The following is a 19,928-nucleotide window of genomic DNA, read 5'->3' as shown; positions in this document are numbered from 1 at the left end:
TGGGCGGCGAACGTGCGCTCATAAGCTTTAAACGAGGAAACATCAATGCGCATTGCCTTGGTGGCGATAGTAATCGCTATCGGCTTTGGTCTTGGCTGGCTGACCAGTCAACAAACCATGCCGATGTCTGAGTCAGCCGGTTCTGGTAACCCTGCTGAGGAATCATCTGATAGTAAGCCCTTGTACTGGGTGGCACCCATGGACGCCAACTACCGCCGTGACAAGCCCGGCCAGTCTCCCATGGGTATGGACCTGGTGCCGGTATACGCCGAGGAAAACAGCGGACGGGACGACGGCGGGGTGACGATAAGCGCAGCCGTCCGGGCCAATCTGGGCGTTAAAACCCAGGCGGTGTCCCGGGGTGCGGTTTCTGTTCCGGTTCGAACCGTGGGCTACGTCACCGATGATGAAGACCAACTGATCCACGTTCACAGCCGCATTGCCGGCTGGGTTGAGGTACTGCACGTACGCTCACTGGGGGAAACGGTCAACCGTGGTGAGCCGCTGTACGAGATCTATTCACCGGAGCTGGTGAACGCCCAGCAGGAATTCCTGATGTCTGAGCGCCTTAGGCGGGGGTCAGAGGTGACGGCCACCGGCGGAAAACTGCGCGCCCTGGGCATGACGGATAGCCAGATTGCCAACCTGAAAAAAACCGGGAAAGTGCGTGAACGCATCACCGTGTTTGCCCCCGGTTCTGGCTATGTGGCGGCCTTGCCCGCCCGTGCGGGTATGTACGTGCGCCCGGATACCGAAATCATGGCCATTGGCAGCCGCGATACGGTGTGGGTGATCGCCGAGTTTTTCGAACGTCAGTCCGGGCTGGTCATGGCCGGCCAGGCCGTTGAATTCGCCACGCCATCCATGCCGGGCACCCGTTGGGAAGCCACCATTGATTACGTCTATCCGGAGCTGGATGCGAAGACGCGGACTCTGCGGGCTCGGGTGCGCGTCCCCAATCCTGAAGGCCGGCTGCGCCCCAATATGTTCGTGAATCTCACCATGGACGCGCCCATCGGTGAGGACTTGCTCACCATCCCACGCCCGGCACTCATCCAGCGAAGCGGCAGTCAGCACGTGCTGCTGGCAGAGGAGGACGGCTATTTTCGTCCGGTGCCCGTCAAGACCGGCCAGGAAGCAGGCGACAGGGTGGTCATTCGCGAGGGGCTGAAAGAAGGGCAGCAGGTAGTGGTGTCCGCCCAGTTCCTGATTGATTCAGAAACCAGCCTTGAGGCCGCCATGCTGCGACTGGAGCTCGAGGAGCAGAACACTGCCGGGATGACAGATAACAGTATGGGTTCGATGTCCGGTATGGACACCAACGAGTCCGCGGACCCGATCCAGAGCCGGGGTGTGATCACCGAGATCAACACTGAAAAACGCAAGGTAACGCTGAATCACGAGCCCATCCCGGCGCTGAACTGGCCGAGCATGACCATGGGGTTTTCAGTCGCGCCCGAAGTAACGCTGGATGGCCTGAGCAAGGATGACACGGTGGTCTTCACCCTGACGCCCGCTGGCAAGGGCCAGCAGGTGACTTCGATCACCAGACCGGACTCAGCTCATGATTAACCGTATTATCCAGTGGTCACTCCATAACCGTTTTCTTGTGCTGCTCGCCACCCTCATCCTGACGGGGTGGGGATTGTATTCCGTCAAGGAAACACCCATTGACGCCATCCCGGACCTGTCGGATGTGCAGGTGATCGTCAAAACCCCCTATCCGGGCCAGGCACCCCAGGTGGTGGAAGACCAGGTGACCTATCCCCTGACCACCGCCATGCTGTCGGTACCGGGCGCCAAGACGGTTCGGGGTTATTCCTTCTTCGGCGATTCCTTCGTTTACGTGATTTTTGATGACGACACCGACCTGTACTGGGCCCGCTCCCGGGTACTGGAGTACCTGAGCCAGGTGGCCGGAGAATTGCCCGATGCCGCCAAACCAGAGCTGGGGCCGGATGCGACCGGCGTTGGCTGGGTTTACTCCTACGCCCTGGTAGACCGCACGGGCCAGCATGACTTGTCGGAACTGCGGGCTATTCAGGACTGGTTCCTGAAATTTGAACTGCAAACCGTGCCCGGTGTGTCCGAGGTTGCCAGCGTTGGCGGCATGGTCAAGCAATACCAGGTGGTGGTGAACCCGGACCGACTGCGAGCCCACAACATCACGCTGCAGCGTATTCATGCCGCCATCAACCGCGCCAACCAGGAAACCGGCGCCTCCGTGGTGGAGATGGCCGAGGCGGAATACATGGTCAGGGTTACCGGCTATCTGCAGAACGAGGATGATCTGCGCCAGGTACCGCTGGGTGTTAATGACAATGGCAAGCCCCTGTTACTGAAGGATGTGGCAGATATCCAGTTAGGACCCCAGATACGTCGGGGTATCGCCGAACTGAATGGAGAAGGCGAGGTGGCCGGTGGCATCGTGGTGATGCGCTTCGGCGAAAACGCACTGGAAACCATTCAGGGGGTCAAACAACGTCTTGAGGAGATTAAGGCCAGCCTCCCGGATGGGGTAGAAGTCGTGCCCACCTACGATCGCTCGACCCTGATCAACAACGCCGTGGACAATCTGTATGGAAAGCTGCTGCAGGAATTCCTGGTGGTCATCCTGATCTGCGCGGTGTTTCTGTTTCACCTTCGCTCCTCGCTGGTGGTCATCGTCAGCCTGCCCGTAGGTATCCTTGCGGCATTCGTGGTGATGCATGCCCAGGGCATCAACGCCAATATCATGTCCCTCGGGGGTATTGCCATTGCCATCGGTGCCATGGTGGACGGGGCCATCGTGATGGTGGAGAACGTCCATAAACACATGGAGCGAACCCCGCTGACACCGCAAAACCGATGGGCCGTGATGTCGCGGGCCGCGGGTGAGGTGGGGCCGGCGCTGTTTTTCTCACTGATGATCATCACCGTGAGCTTTCTGCCGGTCTTCACCCTGGAGGCTCAGGAGGGCAAACTCTTCGCGCCCCTGGCGTTCACCAAAACATACGCCATGGCGGCAGCAGCGGGGCTGGCCATCACTCTCGTTCCAGTGCTGATGGGCTATTTCATCCGTGGCAGGGTATTGCCAGAGCATCGAAATCCCATCAACCGGATGCTGATCGCCCTGTACCGGCCGATTATCGGCTGGGCTTTGCGACGGCCGGCATTGATGCTTGCCGGAGGCCTGGTGGTGTTGATCATCGGCTTTTGGCCGGCCAACAAGCTGGGCAGTGAATTCATGCCCCCCCTAGACGAGGGGGATTTGATGTATATGCCCACCACCTATCCCGGTATCTCCATTGGCAAGGCCCGGCAGATCCTGCAACAGACCGACAAGCTGATCGCCAGTATTCCGGAAGTGGAAACGGTATTCGGCAAAATCGGCCGCGCCGAGACGGCCACCGATCCGGCCCCGCTGACCATGATTGAGACCTTTATCCAGTTCAAACCACGGGACCAGTGGCGACCCGGCGTGACCCCCGAGTCCCTGCGCCGGGAACTGGACAAAACCGTCAGACTTCCGGGCCTTACTAACGCCTGGGTCATGCCCATTAAAACTCGTATCGACATGCTATCCACGGGCATCAAGACCCCAGTCGGCATCAAGGTGGCCGGCCCTGACCTGGCGGTGATCCAGGGCATAGGGGAGGAGCTAGAGCGGGTGCTGACTGACATACCCGGCACAGCCTCTGTGTTTTCCGAGCGGGTGGCCGGCGGACGCTACATCAAGGTGGATATACAGCGCGAGGCTGCTGCCCGTTTCGGACTGAATATCGCAGACATTCAATCGGTTGTACGCACCGCGATTGGCGGCATGAACGTGGCCAGCACGGTGGAGGGTCTGGAGCGCTATCCCATCAATCTGCGCTATCCCCAGGGTTACCGGGATTCGGTGGAGCAAATGCGCCTGCTGCCGATGGTGACACCCAACGGCCAGCGTATCGCGCTGGCGGATGTCGCGGATATCCGGATCGACAAGGGGCCGCCCATGATCAAGTCGGAAAACGCCCGTATCAATGGCTGGACTCTGGTGGATATCGAGGGCCGGGATCTGGGCAGTTGGGTAAGAGAAGCGCAGTCCGTGGTGCAGAAACAGATCGATCTGCCCGCCGGCTATTCCCTGGCCTGGTCCGGCCAATATGAGTACATGCAGCGTGCCAAGGAACGCCTGACGCTGGTGGTCCCGCTGACCCTGGCGATCATCATCATCCTGTTGTACCTGAACTTCCGCAACCTGACAGAGGTGGGCATTATCCTCGGCACCCTGCCATTCGGCATGATCGGCGGCATCTGGCTGATGTATCTGCTGGGTTACAACCTCTCCGTGGCCGTGGCCGTCGGTTTTATTGCCCTGGCCGGGGTGGCGGTGGAGATCGGTGTACTGATGCTGGTGTACCTGAACCAGTCCCTGCAAAACGCTTTGGAAGCCGTCGATCATCAGCCAGGGAAATTATCGGCTGATGCCCTGCGCCAGGCCATCAGCCACGGGGCCGCGCAACGTGTGCGCCCGATCATGATGACCTTCGCTGCCATTGTGGCTGGCCTGGTGCCGATCATGCTGGGCAGTGGCACCGGCTCGGAAGTGATGCAACGGATTGCCGGCCCGATGATCGGTGGCATGGTGACCACGTTGATCCTGACCCTGCTGCTGATTCCGGTGATTTTCTATCTCTGGCAGCGCGCCCGTTTGAAAAAGCTTGCCCAAAAAGGAGCGATCCAATGATTCGACGCCTTGGAACTCAGGCAACTCTGGCGGCATTCATCGCACTTTCGATGCCGGCTGTGGCAGAACCCCGTGAAACGTTGGAGCAATGGATTGCGGAGGCGCTGGCCAACAACGCCTCCCTGAGTGCGCAGCAAGCCGCAATCGAGGCAGCGGAGGCGAACGTGGAAGGTTCGGATACCTGGGCTGACCCTGTCGTCAAGTACGGCATCGCACCCGAAACGCTTGCAGGTCCCAATGTGGTCGGGCACCGGTTTGAGGTCAGTCAGAAGCTGCCCTGGCCGGATCAGCTATCGGCGTCCCGTGGAGCCTCGGAGGCGGGCGTGCGTGCGGCAAGACAGGACACCCTGTGGCAGACACGGAAACTGACTGCTTCCGTTAAGGAGGCCTATGCCCGCTTGTGGTATTCGGACCGGGCCATTGAGTTGCATCACGAGACCCGCGCCCTGGTGGAACAATTAGCGGATATAACCCGGCAAAGATTGGAATACGGCGAAGGCACCCAGAGCGAGTTGCTCAGGATAGAAACGGAACTGGATAGTCTGGATGCGCAACTGGTTGAGCTTCGGGCTGATCAGGGGCGCCTCTCCGCCAGCCTGATTCCTTTGTTGGGGCGTCGCCCGAAACCATTCGACTTGGTGCTGCCCGTGCCTTCCCGCTTGCCAATGGTGGCGGAAATCCCTTTAGCAACTGATCATCCGCTGGTCCGGGCCGCGGAGGCACGAACCGCAAAAGCACGGGCCCGGCTGGATGCAGCGGAAGCCGACCGCAGACCCACATTTTCAGCCAGTGCAGGCTACAACAGCCTGTGGGCTGACGAAAGCAAGCGCTGGATGGTGGGCGTGGGCGTTCAGATTCCGTTTAGCGGACAACGACAGAGCAGTGCCGTTCGCAGGGCGGCGGCTGAAGTCTCTCAGCGACAGTGGCAAACCACTCAAGCCCACCGCGATTTGCTGGCGTCAATTGGTGATGTAAAGGCGTCCGTTCAGGCTGGCTACGGCCGCCTTGAAATTCTTGACCAGCGACATCTTCCCAACCAGCGTGCCCATTGGGAAGCCAGCCTGAACGAGCTGGCCAGCGGCACTGGCAGACTGGAAAGCGCCATCAACAGCGCAAGACAGCTCACTGGCGTAAAGCTCACTCGGGAAGCGGTCATTCGCGACCTATTTAATGCCAGGGCAAGATACGAAGCCTTGCAACCAACGCAAGCCATCAGCGTGTCAAACTAGAAGGGGACTCACCATGAAGCGATTACTGGCAATGCTATTCACACTGATCCTGTTACCCGGAGTGGCGCTCGCAGCCCCTGATGCCGGGTTCTGGGAGGCCTGTAATTCCATGATGCCTGGCATGGGCTGGATGATGTTGCCCATGATGATCATGCCGCTACTGCTGATCACGCTACTGGTGTTGGGCATCCTGGCACTGATCAAATACTTGCGAAACCGGTAGCGACGAAACGATTCACTTTGAAGAAGGAGATCAGGTAAGCGGCCATGTCCCCGACATGGCCACTCCGCCTACGGACGGCGAAACGCAGTGCCTACGCCTGGAATATTTCCCATCAGGCGTTTCTGATGCATCCCCACCCAAACGAATATTTCATCGAATAGTCCGGGAAGCGGGACTTCAGGCAGGAACAATCTGTTTTAATTGTAATGCGAATTATTATCAGTAAAATGCGCAATCAAATTTAATAACATGTGCTGGAGAATCCAATGTCAAAGTCCGAAGTTTCAACGCCGCTGCGCCGCCATCGACTGTCTGTTGCCATAGCTATGCTCCCGGTGTCGTTTCTGGCTGTTGGCTCGGCGTCCGCTTTGGCACAGGAGCAGGCTGATGCGCCCACCCAGCTACCCGGCCTCAATGTTACCGCTGACTGGCTTGGTCCACCGACCGAAGAGTCCGAGAAGACCTATACAGGGGCCCGCACGGTGGTGGAGGAAGATCAGCTCCAGGCGACCGGAGCGCTGAATCTGAACGACGCCCTGCGCCCGGTTCCGGGGCTCACGGTGCTTGATGAAACTGGCACGGGCATCCTTCCCAACATCGGTGTGCGTGGTCTGAACCCGCTGCGCAGTGAACGGCTTCAGATTCTGCTGGACGGTTACCCGATTGCCATCGGCCCCTACAGCAACGTCGGCGTGTCGCTTTTCCCGGTTACACTTCCGAGCCTGGAAGTCGTGGATATTGTCCGGGGCGGCGCCTCCGTTCATTACGGCCCCAACAACGTGGGCGGCGTGGTGAATTTCGTCACCAAACCGATTCCGGCGGAAACATCTCAGACCCTTCGTGAGCGGGTGACCATTGCGGAAGAGACCGGCAATGTCTTTACCGATACCTATTACCGTGTTGGCGGCCGGGCGACCGACAAACTCGACCTGCAGTTCCAGGCCAACGTCCAGCGCGGCGACGGATTTCGCGATCACTCCGATACCGAAGTGGATAACCTGATCCTGGACGCCCGCTATTACCTGAACGACCAGCATGAACTGGCCACCCAGCTGCAATACTATCGCGTCGAGGCCGAACTGCCCGGTGCCCTGACACCGCAAGCCTATGAAGAGGATCGCACCCAGAGCCAGCGCCCACATGACGGATACGAAGCGGACATGAGCCGCGCGACCTTCACCTGGACATACACGCCGGCCGATAACGTGGAATTCCAGTGGCGCAACTTTGTGCACGATGCCGACCGCACCTTCTACTTCGGCCAAAACCTCAGCGGCACCGGCCACTGGGCGGACCCGGGGCTGGATTCCACCCATGTCGCGGATTCACCACGATTGTTCACCGTATTGGGCACGGAACCACGGCTTGCTATTCGCCACGGCCGCCACGACATTACCGTGGGTGCACGATTTGTCAGCGAGGACGTGGAGTTCGACGTTAATCGCCTGGAATTTTCCTCCGGTAACCGTTCCGTGGCGCGCGATTGGCACCTGGACACCCGGGCCATGGCATTTTACATCAGTGATACTGTGTCGTTCCTGGATGACCGCCTGACGGTGACACCGGGCCTGCGCTATGAAGATGTCGACATGGACTTCCGTGACAACCTGACTGGCAACACCGAGGAAAACAACGCTGATGAGCTGTTGCCGGGCCTGACCGTAGGCTATCAGGCGTCTGATGACCTGTTTGTCTTTGCCAACAGCCAGCGCTCTCTGGTGCCGGTACAGATTGCCCAGACCACCCGTGACGGTGCAGTTGCCAATGAAACAGCGTGGAACCACGAGCTGGGCGCACGCCTGCAGGTCACCCCCGAGCTGCTGTCTTCAGCGACCTTGTTCCGCATCGATTATGAGGATCAGATCCAATTTAACAGCTCGACCAGTCGTTTCGAGAACCTGGGAGAAACCCGCCACCAGGGGGTCGAATTGTCGAACCGCTGGGCCCTCAACAGTCAGTGGGAACTGGGCCTTGGCTATACCTTCCTCGACACCGAGCAGTTGACCGGTGACAACGAGGGCAACGAACTTCCCAACGCACCGACCCATAAAGTCAGTGCGGAGGCGCTGTACAGTTACCAGGCCTGGGACGCCAGCCTGAACTGGGTTTACGTCAGCGAAAGCTACAGCGATGCGGACAACACCGAAGAAGAAACCAGCAATGGCAGTGCCGGTGAGTTGCCGGACTACCATCTGGTCACAACCAGAGTCGGTCGCGATTTTGCGGTTGGCGGTGATCGTGTGCTGAACCTGGGCCTGGCCGTCAACAACCTGCTGGATGAGGATTACTACTTCCGGGGCGTGGACGTCAGCCCGGTCGGCCGTGTGCCCCAGCCGGGCCGAAGCTTTATTCTTGAGGCACAGCTCGACTTCTGATGGCCTGCTTACGGAACCGGATCGCAAAGATCCTGCTCGTTGTGTTGCTATCGCCTGCGTCAGGATGGGCGCAAGACGAGAATATCCGGTTGACGGATGACCGCGGGGAAACCCTGCGGTTGTCCGCACCGGCGGTCCGGCCCGCTGCGATTTCGACCTTTGGGGCGGATGTCGCACTGGCGCTGGATACACCGCCGGTTGCGGTCACCGACTACGGACTTCAGGGCGTGCCCGACTACCTGGCGTCACGGTTAGATGGGGTGACGGGGCTCGGCCCCCGACATCAGCCAAACCTGGAGGTACTGTCGTCGGTCCGGCCGGATCTTGTCATCGCCATTCGCCGTTATACCGAGAAAGACGGTGACCAGATTGAAGCCATCGCCCCGATGCTGGCCCTGGACCTGATCACGGTCCAGGACAGCTTGCGGGGCTTAGAGTTGGCGGGGCAGGCACTGGGTGCACCGGCGAAAGCCAGCGCACTCAACACCCGCTTTCGTGATCGCGTTCAATTACTCGCGGACCGCAACAAACCAGAGCCTGCCGAGACGGTGGCGCTGCTGACCAGCGGTAGTGAAACCCCCTTCGTTTATTACGACCATTTTCTGCCAACGGCGTTGCTGGAACGTCTGGGCTTCGACAATGTCGGTGGCCAGACGCCGAATCCGGACAGTGGCATCCCACTAGGCTACCGGATCAGTCTCGAAGCCTTGCTGGAGCTGAATCCGGAAACCATTCTGCTGTTGCCCACCAGCCGACAGCGCGCGTTCACGATGAACCCCATCTGGCCCTATCTCAAAGCCGTGCGTACTGACCAGGTTTACGAAGTGCCGCATTACTGGAAAGAAGGTGCCGGTCCGATTGCCCGGGAGCGTATCCTGGACGACATACAGCGACTGCTGCTGACGTCGGAACCCGACAAATGACGGGTGACGATTCAGCCATACGCCCGATGGGCCTCTATGGAGCAACGGTATTTCTCCTCGTGCTGTTGTTCTTCGTTGGCCTGATGGCGGGCTCCCGATGGGTGTCACCGACCTCGTTGCTGTCAGCCATCGACGGCAGCAGCGACTTGCTGACGCGCATCACCGTGCTGGAACTGCGGCTGCCGCGCAACCTGCTCGGTATCCTTGGTGGGGCGGCCCTAGGGGTTGCGGGTGCTGTCATGCAGGGCGTTACCCGGAATTCGCTGGCATCCCCCGGCCTCACCGGCGTGATTGCTTCTGCTGCCCTGGCGGTGGTGTCGCTTCGAACCCTGAGTTCGCCGGGCGCACTGTGGCTGCCGCTGATGGCTCTTGCCGGGGGGCTGCTCGGTGGTGCTCTGACGTTTGCTATCGCTGGCCGCCGTCAGCTTCAGCCCGAGCGTGTGGTACTCGCCGGCATCGCCGTCACGTCACTGGCTACTGCTCTCACCACGGGCCTTCTACTGGTGTCCGGGGCGGAGGCGGCGGAATTGTATTACTGGCTGGCGGGTAGCCTGATGGGGCGGGGCTGGCTTCAGCTTCAAATGGTGCTGCCTTGGCTGCTGCTTCCGCTCGGTGCCCTGATTGTGATGCAGAGACCCTTCCGCTTACTGCAACTTGATGATGATCTGGCGCTGGCCATGGGGTTGTCGGTCGGCCGCTGGCGACTGATATTTTTGCTGCTGGCCTTATTGCTGGCCGCCGCACTGGTCGCCTTCACCGGCCCGATCGTGTTTATTGGACTGGTGGCGCCGCACATTGCCAGGCGGCTGGCCGGCAACCAGATCCAGCACTGGCTGCCCCTGAGCGCTCTGTTTGGAGGGTTGTTGTTGCTGGCAGCGGATATCCTGGCTCGGCAACTGGCCTTTCCCCAGGAACTACCCGTCGGTATGCTGACGGCCCTTATTGGGGCCCCCTGGCTGATCTATCTGCTTAACTCGCGAACCTCACCCCGGAGCGCATAACGTGACCCATCCGGCTACGACAACGCCTCGGGCAGACCGCCGTGGAATGCAGATTCCAGGCGCCGGCCCCGTTGCCCGACTGCTTCTGGCGGGCGGTCTCAGTCTGGTTGTTGTCATCGTCGCAGGCGTCCAGCTGGGGGCGGTGGACCTGACGTGGTCCCAGGTGTGGGCCGGGCTGACCGGTGACAGCACTCAACACGTGCAGCGAGTGGTCTTCGAATTACGGTTGCCCCGCACCCTGACTGGCGCCCTGATTGGTATTCACTTTGCCCTGTCAGGGTGGCTGTTACAGTTGCTTAGCCGCAATCCGTTGGCAGAAGCCGGCATTCTCGGCATCTCCGCCGGCGCTAGCCTGGTGGCGGTCGTCGCTTTTATTATCGGAGACTGGTTGGTGTCCAGTGCCGATCCTTACAACAATACGTCGTTTGCCCTTCAATATTTGCCCCTGTTTGCCATGGCAGGCGGGCTGGTAACGGCGCTTGCCGTGTACTTCCTGGGCATGCGGCATGGCCAGCTGTCGCCGGTCAAAATGACGCTGACCGGTGCGGTCATTGCCGGTATGTTGCATGCACTGACCACCGGTGCACTGGCGTTCTGGGGCCACGCCCATACTGAACTGGTGGCCCAGTGGCTGGCCGGCTCACTGTACGGCGCCGAATGGCAGCACCTCCGCATGTTGCTGCCATGGACGCTTATTGGTCTGGTCGGTGTCGGCGTGCTAGTGCGTCCCCTGGAAGTCATGCAGCTTGACGATCAACACGTTCGCACTCTGGGCCTGGGCCTGAACCGCTGGCGCGCCTTTGCGCTGCTGATTGCCACCTTGCTGGCGGCCAGTGCCGTGGGAGTGGTGGGGCCGGTTGGCTTCATTGGTTTGCTGATTCCGCACATCAGCCGACGACTGGCGGGGGCCAATCTTCCAGCCCAGTTGGTGTTGTGTGTACTATTGGGAGCGGTGCTGGCGGTGTTGGCGGATTTACTCGGTCGAACGCTGTTTACGCCCTACGAAGTGCCCGTGGGGGTGGTTTCCGCCGTCCTTGGTGTACCGTTCTTTCTTTATCTGTTATCGCGTCAACCCTGAGGCCGGGATTCTCCATGTTACGAACCGAGCAGCTCTCTCTTGCCTATGGCTCCAAGCCGGTCGTGGACAACGTCTCGCTGGCCATTCCCGAGGGTGGGATTACCTGCCTGCTGGGTCCCAACGGTTCTGGTAAAAGTACCTTGCTGAAAAGCTTCGCGGGCCTGCTGCCGGCCCGGACCGGTCAGGTCTACCTGGACGACCAGCCGGTTGACCAATGGCACCGGGGCAAACTGGCCCTCAGGCTCGCCATGCTGCCCCAGAAACCGATCGTTCCCGATAGCATTCGGGTTCAGGATCTGGTGGCGTTGGGGCGTTTCCCACACCGCAAATGGTGGCAGCGCAACCTCACCACCGACGACAACGCCACCCTCGATGCCATGGCAATGACGGGGGTTTCGGATTTGGCGGAGCGGCCGGTGGAAGCGCTGTCCGGAGGGCAACAGCAGCGGGTATGGATCGCCATGGCCCTGGCCCAGGAAACCGACATTCTGCTGCTGGACGAACCCACCACGTTTCTGGACTGGGGCTACCAGCTGGAAGTACTGGAATTGTTGTCCAAGCTGAATCGTGAGCACGGACTGACGGTGGTGATGTCATTGCACGACCTGAATCAGGCCGCACAGTTTGCCGACCGGATTGCGGTTCTGGCGGACGGCCGGCTCGACACCATCGGCAGCCCCGGAGAGGTTATTACCGAGCCCCTGATCAACCGGGTCTTTCGGGTGCATACACACGTCTCAACGGGGCGGGACGGCCGACCATTCTGTTCCGGATTTGCCGAGTCTTTCCGGGACAGCCCGACACCGAACCATCACGGTCTGATCCCCGGAACGGCTGAGCATCAGACCACTTAATCCCGCTGCCACCTCGAGACCAGATTGTCGGCAAAATTTACGCTCCACACCGCTCCATCATGGCCAGCGGCAACCGCCATCGCCATGTGGCCGGGGTTTTTGGATGGCGTTCCGAATGCGATGAGATAGTCGTCCTGAGCCGTGAATTTCTGGATCCGAACTCGACAATCTGGGTAGAGCAAAGGACTGGTTCTCTGCCAGTCCTCTGACGCTTTTTTATGACAGGCGGCTTCCAGTTTGCCTCCCTCGTCAGCATGCCCATACCTCCGTCATCGATAGCTTGCGTCCGAAGGAGCGAGACTAGGTTTCTGGTCCATCTTCTCTGAGACCTTCTCGATGTTTCCAACCTGTCGATCTCTACCGCACCTGCTGCAACTTGTATTTCGTCAGATCAATCGCTTTCTGGCAGTGAGTGAAATCCTTGTATCCGACATTGTCTTGACTCTGTAGTTAAGTACGGAAGTAAGCTTATCTAGTCGAACGAAAGCAGTGAAGGTATAAGCGTTATGTCGAAATCAGGAGTCGCCATGAAAAACCCTAAGACCCTTTTGCGAATGAGTGTTATTGGAACTGTCATAGTGGCGCTGTGCTGTTTCACGCCGGTTCTGGTGATTTTATTTGGGGCCGTCGGTCTGGCTGCGCTCACCGGATACCTGGATTACGTGCTGTTGCCCACGCTCGCCGTTTTTATTGGCATGACTTGTTATGCCCTTTGGCTCAAAAAGAAATACGACGCCTGCTGCAACAGTTCATCCGTTAAGGAGTGATGTTAATGAGTAATGACGATCTGCACATTGCCGTGATTGGCAGTGGCGGCAGCGCCATGGCCGCCGCTTTGAAATCGGCGGAACGCGGAGCCCGGGTGACGCTGATCGAACGCGGCACCCTTGGTGGCACCTGCGTCAATATCGGCTGTGTGCCCTCGAAGATCATGATCCGCGCCGCCCGTATTGCCCATTTGCGCCGCCGCAGTCCGTTCGACGAGGGCATTGCGGCGGTCGAGCCTTCTATTGACCGGCCCCGGTTGCTCGCCCAGCAACAGGCCCGGGTCGATGAGCTTCGTCACGCGAAGTATGAGGGGATTCTCGAAGACAATCCGGCGATCACTGTCCTGCAGGGTGAGGCCCGTTTTACCGATGCCAATACGCTGACGGTGACTGGAACCGACGGCACGGAACGCGAGGTACGCTTTGACAGAGCATTCATTGGTACCGGGGCGCGGCCTACCATCCCCCCGGTTCGAGGCCTGTTCGATACGCCGTACTGGACGTCCACCACGGCACTGGCCAGCGACACCATTCCGGACCGACTGGTTGTCATCGGGGCGTCCGTCGTGGCGGTAGAATTGGCGCAGGCGTTTTCCCGGCTGGGCAGCGAAGTGACCATTCTGGCGCGCAGCCGGCTGTTTTCCCGGGAGGACCCGGCTGTTGGCGAGGCCATTGAAACGGCTTTCCAGGCCGAGGGTATCAAGGTTCTGAATAACACGCAGGCGAGCCAAATCAGCTATACCAATGGGGAGTTCGTTCTCGCTACGAACGCGGGGGAACTGCTGGCCGATCAGCTGCTGGTGGCCGTGGGACGTACACCGAACACAGACAGGCTGAACCTGGAGGCTATCGGCGTCGAGACTGCCCGCAGGGCGATTTTAGTCGATGACTGTCTACGTACCACAGTGCCCGACATCTATGCTGCTGGGGACTGCACCGACCAGCCGCAGTTTGTCTATGTGGCGGCCGCGGGCGGAAGTCGGGCAGCGGTCAATATGACCGGTGGTGATGCGCGGCTCGATCTCAGCGCCATGCCCGAAGTGGTCTTTACCGATCCGCAGATTGCAACCGTCGGTTTGTCTGAAGCCGACGCTGAGGCAAGTGGCTACGTCACCGACAGCCGTACCCTGACCCTCGACAACGTGCCACGGGCCCTGGTCAACTTTGATACCGGCGGCTTCATCAAACTGGTCGCGGAACGTGAAAGCGGGCGGTTACTGGGTGTGCAATCCGTGGCGGGTGAGGGCGGCGAACTGATCCAGACTGCGGTGATGGCGCTACGTGCGCGCATGACCGTCAACGAGATTGCCGATGAGCTGTTCCCGTACCTGACGATGGTAGAAGGTTTGAAGCTGTGCGCTCAAACCTTTACCAAGGATGTTAAACAATTATCCTGCTGTGCGGGCTAAGGCAAGGCAACCCTTGGATAGCATGGGCAAATGCTCTATTAGTGACCTTGTTTGATGACGTAAACTGATGCCGTAGTCAACTACGGAGTAAGCCCGCATGGTGAATAAAGTAAATCCACTGACCATCGGTGGGCTGGCCAAGGCCACCGGTGTCCATGTCGAGACCATTCGCTATTACCAGCGGCGGGGCCTGTTATCGGAACCCCAGCGTCCTCCCGGTGGCATCAGACGCTATGGTTCTGCTGATATCGATCGATTGACGTTCGTGAAATCGGCGCAGAACCTGGGCTTCAGTCTCGATGAGATTATCGACCTGCTTCGGCTGGAAGATGGTGCCCACTGCCAGGAAGCCAGTGTCCTAGCCGAGCACAAACTGCAGTCTGTGCGTGGAAAGATCAAAAAGCTGGTGAGGATTGAGAGTGTTCTGAGCGATATGGTCGCTCGATGTCATGAGCAAAAAGGGGACATCGCGTGCCCTCTCATTGCGTCATTGCACACCGGAATCAGTAAAGTCCCAGAGACAGATCTCTAACCATATGATTTTATTGCTGGTATGGTACCCCCGGCAGGACTCGAACCTGCTACCTTCCCCTTAGGAGGGGGACGCTCTATCCAGATGAGCTACGGGGGCTGATCGTCAGAAGGCGGGTATGATAGCGGGCTGAGTGATGTGTCTCAAGGGCTTGCGGGAATACTTCCGGAATAGAAGGAGATCGCTATGACAGAAATTCGGTTGAAGCGTGCCTATGATGAACCGGCCCGTTCTGATGGTCCGAGGCTGTTGGTTGACCGGGTGTGGCCGAGAGGCGTTGCCAAGGAAAAGGCCAGTCTGGCCGAGTGGTTGAAGGATTTGGCCCCATCCACTGAATTGCGTAAGTGGTTTGGCCATGACCCGGCCCGATGGGACGGGTTTCGTGAAAAGTACCTGCAGGAACTGGTATCGTCCGATCGTGCGGACCTTTGCACTCTGGCATCCTACGTTGATAAGCACGAACGAATCACGCTGGTATTTGCAGCCAAGGATACAGATCATAATAATGCGGTAGCGTTGAAACAGTTTATTGAGGCGAGGCAGCTACCGGTTTGATCGGGCACAGGGGATACCAGGCGCATTGAAGACAGCAGCACAGCACACTTCCAAGACACCGCCCCAGCCGTTGCGTTTAAGCGTTATTGTGCCTGTTTGGCAGGAAGCCGCCACCATTCGCGACACCCTGGATCATCTGCAGCCGCTCAGAGCGGCGGGCCATGAAGTCATTGTGGTGGACGGTGGCAGTGATGATGGAACAGCCAGGCTGGCGCAGGGTCATTGTGACCGTGTCATCCAGTGTGGCCGTGGAAGGGCGCCGCAAATGAACGCCGGCGCACAAGCAGCCCGTGGCGATGTCCTTCTGTTCCTGCACGCTGATACCCGTTTACCGGATTCTACGCTGGCGGCACTGGAGCAATTTAATGCCAGCCGTAAGGCATGGGGGCGGTTTGATGTGCGTCTCAGCGGCAAGAGAGTGCTATACCGGGTGATCGCCTGGTTCATGAATCAACGCTCCTGGCTGACGGGTATCGCCACTGGCGACCAGGCTCTGTTCGTGCGTCGGCCGGTGTTCGAGGCCTTGCGTGGCTTTGAAGATATGCCGCTGATGGAGGATGTGGAACTATCGTCTCGTCTGAGACTGGTGTCACGACCTTTCCGTATTACCGATCCCGTGGTCACGGATAGCCGGCGCTGGGAACAGCAAGGTGCCTGGCGTACCATCCTGCTGATGTGGCGATTGCGCTGGCGCTATTGGCGCGGCGACTCGCCGGAAACCCTTGTTACCCTCTACCGATCGGATGTTCGTAATGCCCGTCAATCCTGATGCTTCAGCGCTGGTTATGCAGTTTTCCAAGTGGCCAGAGGCGGGCAGGGTGAAAACCCGTCTGATGCCGGCACTGGGCGCCGAGGGGGCAATGGCGGCACACGTCAGGCTCAGTCTGGCCGTGCTCGATAATCTGGTGGCCAGTGGTTATACCGTCCAGTTCCTGTGGGACCGGGCGCTGGAGAATGTGCCCACGGGTGCTGCTCCTGTACTGGAACGGCTTGACGTTCACGGCGTTGCTCAGGCTGTACAGGAGGGCGACATCCTTGGGGAACGCATGTCACAGGCACTGGACGCAGGGTTGCGTGGCTTTGGCAAGGCGATGATTGTGGGCAGTGATTGCCCCTCCGTGGATGCGGACTACGTGCGAACAGCCGTGGCTGCGCTGGACGAGGTGGACGTGGTACTGGGGCCGTCGGAGGACGGCGGCTATGTTCTCATCGGTGCTCGCCGGGTCATCCCGGGCATGCTGGCCGACGTGGCCTGGGGAACGGAAAAGGCGTTGTCGCAAACCTGTGACCGCCTTACGCAAGCGGGTATGTCGTTCAGGTTACTTCCGCAACGATGGGACGTGGATGAACCCGAAGACTGGCACCGGTTCACGGGCCAGTCTTCGGGTTGAGAGCTGATCAGGCGTCGGGAACAGCACTGCGTTGCAGCAACAGCTCAACCACGCTGGCGTTGTTTTTTGCCTCGGCTGTAGTGAACACCTGCAGTGCCTGTTTACGGTCAATGACTTGCTTTTGCAAAGTATTAACCAGGGCTTCCCGGCTCACGCTTTGTATCGCCTTAGCCAGTTTCTCCCTTGATTTGAAGTCGGTCGCGCCGCGGTCGATTTCACGCCAGTAACGCTCCGAAATCTCGCCAAGTTGCCGATCCTGTTCCATCAACTGGCTGATGACAGCCTGTTTCTCTCGCGCCAGATCCTGCTCCGAGAGGTTGGATAACGTGTCCTTGAAAACCTTGGAAAATTCCCGCACCGCTTGGTCGATCTGGTCGCCATTGGCTTCCGGGGATTGCACCACGAAGCCCAGCGCCGGGGTCTCCAGCATTTCGAACGGGGTAGCGTAAACGATATAGCCAAGCTGGCGATTGGTACGGAGCTCTTCATAGAACGGGCTGCTGATAATCTGCCCCAGCAGGCGGAACACGGCGCGTTCTTCAAAGCTGGTGTTATCGCCCTGCACATAAAGGCTGTAGCCGGTGTCCGGATGGTCTACCTCCAGCGGTAACACGGTTTCACCTTCCGGTAAGGCGCGAACTCGGCTGCGCTCGACCGTTGTCAGCTCACTGTCGTCCAGTACCATGGCATGGATACGATTGGTGAGGTTAAGGGCGGACGCTTGCGTCATGTTGCCGTGTGCCAGCATCACAGGATCAACCTGGGCCAGGAACGCCTCGGAGAAGGATTTGAGTTCATCCAGCGTGACTTCCCGGGCGGCCTTGAGCTTCTCCTCTGTACTCCAGGCACCCTCGATAAGCAGGCTTTGAATGCGTTCAGAGGTCTGCTGCACAGGCCGTTCTTTGGCCTTGTTTAGCAGTCCATCGATCATGTTTTGCCGGGCAATGCGGAAGCGTTGCTCGGTGAGTGTGGGGTCCGCCACCTGGGTCAGGATGCGGGCCATCAGGGTGTGGAGCTTGTCACTGTAACCGCCGACGCGGACGGTTATGCCCCGAAGGTGGGGGTAGATGCTGTAGTCGAGTCCCGCCAGCTGGGCGGGATAGGCCCATGCGTTCACGTTGGTGTTGATGGCATCCACCAACAGCGACGACAGCACATTGCTGCGAGCGGATGCCCGTGTCGCCGGGGTTCGCAGGCTTAGGTACACATTGGCCTTGGGCGTCTCAAACCGGGTGTCCCGGGCGTACCAAACCTCCATGCCACTGACGGTCCCCATGGAAACGGGCTGCTCCATGGTTGCGCCGTCGATCATGTCGAGTTCTTCGGGAATAAAAGGGTTGTCGAGCGGCAGGGCCAGCCTGGACACCATGGGGTTGTCGTCCCGTTGCCGAATGTCCCGGATGGCGAGGGGCTTCAGTTTCCAGGCGGCGTCGTACCACTGGGTCAGGTTGGGGTCTTCAAGGTTCGGTTCTGTTTCCAGGACGGACACCAGCACGTTATCCGGAGTAAGCCGGTTCAGAATGTTCCGGTATTTATCGGGTGCATAGCTTTCCATCATCCATGGCGCCTGGAGTACGTCCTCTGGCGCCACATGCCGCATCTGTCGCGACAGATGCATCACTTCCTGCACTGGCTGGCTCTTCTCGCGGAAACGGAAATCGATCTGTGCCAGTTGTTTCATTTCTTCGAAACGAGTGCGGGAAATGCCTTCCTCGCGCACCTTGTCGATGTAGGCAAAGGTCAGTTCCAGAATGGTTTCCTGATTTTCAAGGCCCTCCGGGGTCAGTGCCATGTTCAGTTCCAGGGTGGCTTCCTGGCCGGTATCCATGCCGCTACCTGCGGACAGGCTTTCCACCAGGCCAGCCTTCTTAAGAACGTCAAACAGGCTGCCCGGGCCTTCGTGGCCAAGCAGGCTGGCAACGTAGTTGGCCGGCTTGTCGCGGTAGTGGTCTTCCTGAGACGGGATGGGGAAGGTGAGCGTCAGGTTGCGGATATCCTTCAGCGCATCCGCATGCACGCGGGCGGGCAGGGTGCCTGGGCTGAACAGTGGCTCGTCGTGGACCTTCGCGTTCAGGTTGCGGTTTTCGATGCGGTCGAAGCGGCCTCGTACCATGGCCTCGAGCTGATCCAGCGATTGTGGGCCGTAGACGGCAAGCGTCATCAGGTTGGACGAGTAATGGGCTTTCCAGAAGTCGATCAGGTCCGGGCGCAAGGGGCGCTCTTCGGTGTTTTCCAGGGTGGTCAGGTTACCGACGGCAAACTGGTGGAACGCGTGGTCGGGATTGCTGACGGCCTTTTTTACGGAGTAGAAGCGACGGCTGTCGTCTTTCTGTTTCGAGCTGTACTCCGAGTGCACGGCGCGGCGTTCGCGATCCACCAGTTCTGGCGTGAACAGCGGTGCTGAAAATTGCTCGGCGAAGCGATCCAGGGCTTCCTTCAGATGCTCGGCCTGTACGTCGAAGAAGTAGTTGGTGTCCTGGAATGCGGTGAATGCGTTGTGACTGCCACCATGGCTTTTGATGAACTGCTGGTACTCGCCAGGGTCAGGGTATTTTTCCGTGCCCAGGAACAGCATGTGTTCAAGGAAGTGAGAGAGGCCTTCGCGGTTGGCGGGGTCATCGCCACTGCCGACGGCAACGTTCATGGATGCTGCGGCTTTGTCGGAGCCCGGCGCGGAAATCAGAAGCACCCGAAGTTGGTTGTCCAACTGCACATAACGGTACAGGTTGGCGTCATTCGGGCTTTTTGTGGGCGACTGGCTCGCCAGGGCAACCGAACTGAAGGCCAATACCAGCGCCAGGAGAAATCCTTGCTTCAGGCCAAGGAAACCTTGGGCAAATCCATGGATGCCAGGGTGCATACAGTCTCTCTTTGCTTTGA

16 protein-coding genes and 1 tRNA gene are annotated in these 19,928 nt (G+C 59.2%); 15 read left to right on the top strand and 2 right to left on the bottom strand.

Annotation, left to right across the window (positions count from 1 at the left end):
- Positions 1-45: 45 nt before the first annotated feature.
- From ACTRWH_RS14045 to merR, 12 genes are all read left to right on the top strand, one after another.
- The gene (locus ACTRWH_RS14045; protein ID WP_228210880.1) at positions 46-1,572 is read left to right on the top strand and encodes an efflux RND transporter periplasmic adaptor subunit; all 1,527 of its coding nucleotides are present in this window, start codon (positions 46-48) and stop codon (positions 1,570-1,572) included.
- Positions 1,565-4,711: an efflux RND transporter permease subunit gene (locus tag ACTRWH_RS14040; RefSeq protein WP_228210881.1), complete on the top strand. Its 3,147-nt coding sequence runs from the start codon at positions 1,565-1,567 to the stop codon at positions 4,709-4,711. Before ACTRWH_RS14045 ends, ACTRWH_RS14040 begins: the two co-directional genes overlap by 8 nt.
- Positions 4,708-5,940 (top strand): TolC family protein, encoded by a 1,233-nt coding sequence (locus ACTRWH_RS14035; protein WP_036206332.1) that lies wholly within the window; start codon positions 4,708-4,710, stop codon positions 5,938-5,940. Before ACTRWH_RS14040 ends, ACTRWH_RS14035 begins: the two co-directional genes overlap by 4 nt.
- A gap of 13 nt (positions 5,941-5,953) precedes the next feature.
- A complete protein-coding gene (locus tag ACTRWH_RS14030; protein WP_036206335.1) occupies positions 5,954-6,163 on the top strand; it encodes a hypothetical protein in 210 nt (69 codons plus the stop codon).
- Positions 6,164-6,429: 266 nt separating this feature from the next.
- Positions 6,430-8,538: a TonB-dependent receptor family protein gene (locus tag ACTRWH_RS14025; RefSeq protein ID WP_036206338.1), complete on the top strand. Its 2,109-nt coding sequence runs from the start codon at positions 6,430-6,432 to the stop codon at positions 8,536-8,538.
- Entirely contained in the window at positions 8,538-9,461 is a 924-nt protein-coding gene (locus ACTRWH_RS14020; protein WP_228210882.1) for an ABC transporter substrate-binding protein, read from the top strand. Before ACTRWH_RS14025 ends, ACTRWH_RS14020 begins: the two co-directional genes overlap by 1 nt.
- Positions 9,458-10,462 carry a FecCD family ABC transporter permease gene (locus ACTRWH_RS14015; RefSeq protein ID WP_075194565.1) on the top strand — a complete coding sequence of 335 codons (1,005 nt, stop codon included), beginning with the start codon at positions 9,458-9,460 and terminating at the stop codon, positions 10,460-10,462. Before ACTRWH_RS14020 ends, ACTRWH_RS14015 begins: the two co-directional genes overlap by 4 nt.
- A 1-nt stretch (position 10,463) precedes the next feature.
- A complete protein-coding gene (locus ACTRWH_RS14010) occupies positions 10,464-11,540 on the top strand; it encodes a FecCD family ABC transporter permease (RefSeq protein WP_228210883.1) in 1,077 nt (358 codons plus the stop codon).
- Between the two features lie 14 nt (positions 11,541-11,554).
- The gene (locus ACTRWH_RS14005; protein WP_228210884.1) at positions 11,555-12,394 is read left to right on the top strand and encodes an ABC transporter ATP-binding protein; all 840 of its coding nucleotides are present in this window, start codon (positions 11,555-11,557) and stop codon (positions 12,392-12,394) included.
- Between the two features lie 527 nt (positions 12,395-12,921).
- Positions 12,922-13,161, top strand: coding sequence for a mercury resistance system transport protein MerF (gene merF, locus ACTRWH_RS14000; protein WP_228210885.1), 240 nt, complete (start codon positions 12,922-12,924; stop codon positions 13,159-13,161).
- 5 nt (positions 13,162-13,166) lie between these two features.
- Positions 13,167-14,570, top strand: a complete 1,404-nt coding sequence (merA, locus tag ACTRWH_RS13995) for a mercury(II) reductase (RefSeq protein WP_228210886.1) — start codon at positions 13,167-13,169, stop codon at positions 14,568-14,570.
- Between the two features lie 97 nt (positions 14,571-14,667).
- Positions 14,668-15,102, top strand: a complete 435-nt coding sequence (gene merR / locus ACTRWH_RS13990) for an Hg(II)-responsive transcriptional regulator (protein ID WP_228210887.1) — start codon at positions 14,668-14,670, stop codon at positions 15,100-15,102.
- A gap of 22 nt (positions 15,103-15,124) precedes the next feature.
- Here merR and ACTRWH_RS13985 read toward each other — a convergent pair.
- Positions 15,125-15,201, bottom strand: a tRNA-Arg gene (locus ACTRWH_RS13985).
- A gap of 87 nt (positions 15,202-15,288) precedes the next feature.
- Between ACTRWH_RS13985 and ACTRWH_RS13980 the strand changes: the two genes are divergently transcribed.
- From ACTRWH_RS13980 to ACTRWH_RS13970, 3 genes are read left to right on the top strand one after another with little or no spacing between them, the layout of a single operon-like run.
- The gene (locus ACTRWH_RS13980; protein WP_085681177.1) at positions 15,289-15,657 is read left to right on the top strand and encodes a DUF488 domain-containing protein; all 369 of its coding nucleotides are present in this window, start codon (positions 15,289-15,291) and stop codon (positions 15,655-15,657) included.
- A gap of 25 nt (positions 15,658-15,682) precedes the next feature.
- Positions 15,683-16,426 (top strand): TIGR04283 family arsenosugar biosynthesis glycosyltransferase, encoded by a 744-nt coding sequence (locus tag ACTRWH_RS13975; RefSeq protein ID WP_228210888.1) that lies wholly within the window; start codon positions 15,683-15,685, stop codon positions 16,424-16,426.
- Complete coding sequence (locus ACTRWH_RS13970; RefSeq protein ID WP_228210889.1) at positions 16,410-17,048, top strand: TIGR04282 family arsenosugar biosynthesis glycosyltransferase; 639 nt, start codon at positions 16,410-16,412, stop codon at positions 17,046-17,048. The genes ACTRWH_RS13975 and ACTRWH_RS13970 overlap by 17 nt, the downstream gene beginning before the upstream one ends.
- A gap of 7 nt (positions 17,049-17,055) precedes the next feature.
- Here the strand turns inward: ACTRWH_RS13970 and ACTRWH_RS13965 are convergent, their stop codons facing one another.
- Entirely contained in the window at positions 17,056-19,908 is a 2,853-nt protein-coding gene (locus tag ACTRWH_RS13965) for an insulinase family protein (RefSeq protein ID WP_228210890.1), read from the bottom strand.
- Positions 19,909-19,928: the final 20 nt, after the last annotated feature.

Source organism: Marinobacter sp. G5_S1_61_S3, from assembly GCF_054968585.1.
Note: the sequence above shows the minus strand (reverse complement) of the source record. Positions and strands in the feature narration are given on the sequence as shown.

Bases quoted from the DNA above. Each gene is read 5' to 3' on its own strand.
- ACTRWH_RS14045 (WP_228210880.1), top strand. From the start codon at position 46: ATGCGCATTGCCTTGGTGGCGATAGTAATCGCTATCGGCTTTGGTCTT.
- ACTRWH_RS14040 (WP_228210881.1), top strand. From the start codon at position 1,565: ATGATTAACCGTATTATCCAGTGGTCACTCCATAACCGTTTTCTTGTG.
- ACTRWH_RS14035 (WP_036206332.1), top strand. From the start codon at position 4,708: ATGATTCGACGCCTTGGAACTCAGGCAACTCTGGCGGCATTCATCGCA.
- ACTRWH_RS14030 (WP_036206335.1), top strand. From the start codon at position 5,954: ATGAAGCGATTACTGGCAATGCTATTCACACTGATCCTGTTACCCGGA.
- ACTRWH_RS14025 (WP_036206338.1), top strand. From the start codon at position 6,430: ATGTCAAAGTCCGAAGTTTCAACGCCGCTGCGCCGCCATCGACTGTCT.
- ACTRWH_RS14020 (WP_228210882.1), top strand. From the start codon at position 8,538: ATGGCCTGCTTACGGAACCGGATCGCAAAGATCCTGCTCGTTGTGTTG.
- ACTRWH_RS14015 (WP_075194565.1), top strand. From the start codon at position 9,458: ATGACGGGTGACGATTCAGCCATACGCCCGATGGGCCTCTATGGAGCA.
- ACTRWH_RS14005 (WP_228210884.1), top strand. From the start codon at position 11,555: ATGTTACGAACCGAGCAGCTCTCTCTTGCCTATGGCTCCAAGCCGGTC.
- merF (WP_228210885.1), top strand. From the start codon at position 12,922: ATGAAAAACCCTAAGACCCTTTTGCGAATGAGTGTTATTGGAACTGTC.
- merA (WP_228210886.1), top strand. From the start codon at position 13,167: ATGAGTAATGACGATCTGCACATTGCCGTGATTGGCAGTGGCGGCAGC.
- merR (WP_228210887.1), top strand. From the start codon at position 14,668: ATGGTGAATAAAGTAAATCCACTGACCATCGGTGGGCTGGCCAAGGCC.
- ACTRWH_RS13980 (WP_085681177.1), top strand. From the start codon at position 15,289: ATGACAGAAATTCGGTTGAAGCGTGCCTATGATGAACCGGCCCGTTCT.
- ACTRWH_RS13970 (WP_228210889.1), top strand. From the start codon at position 16,410: ATGCCCGTCAATCCTGATGCTTCAGCGCTGGTTATGCAGTTTTCCAAG.
- ACTRWH_RS13965 (WP_228210890.1), bottom strand. From the start codon at position 19,908: ATGCACCCTGGCATCCATGGATTTGCCCAAGGTTTCCTTGGCCTGAAG.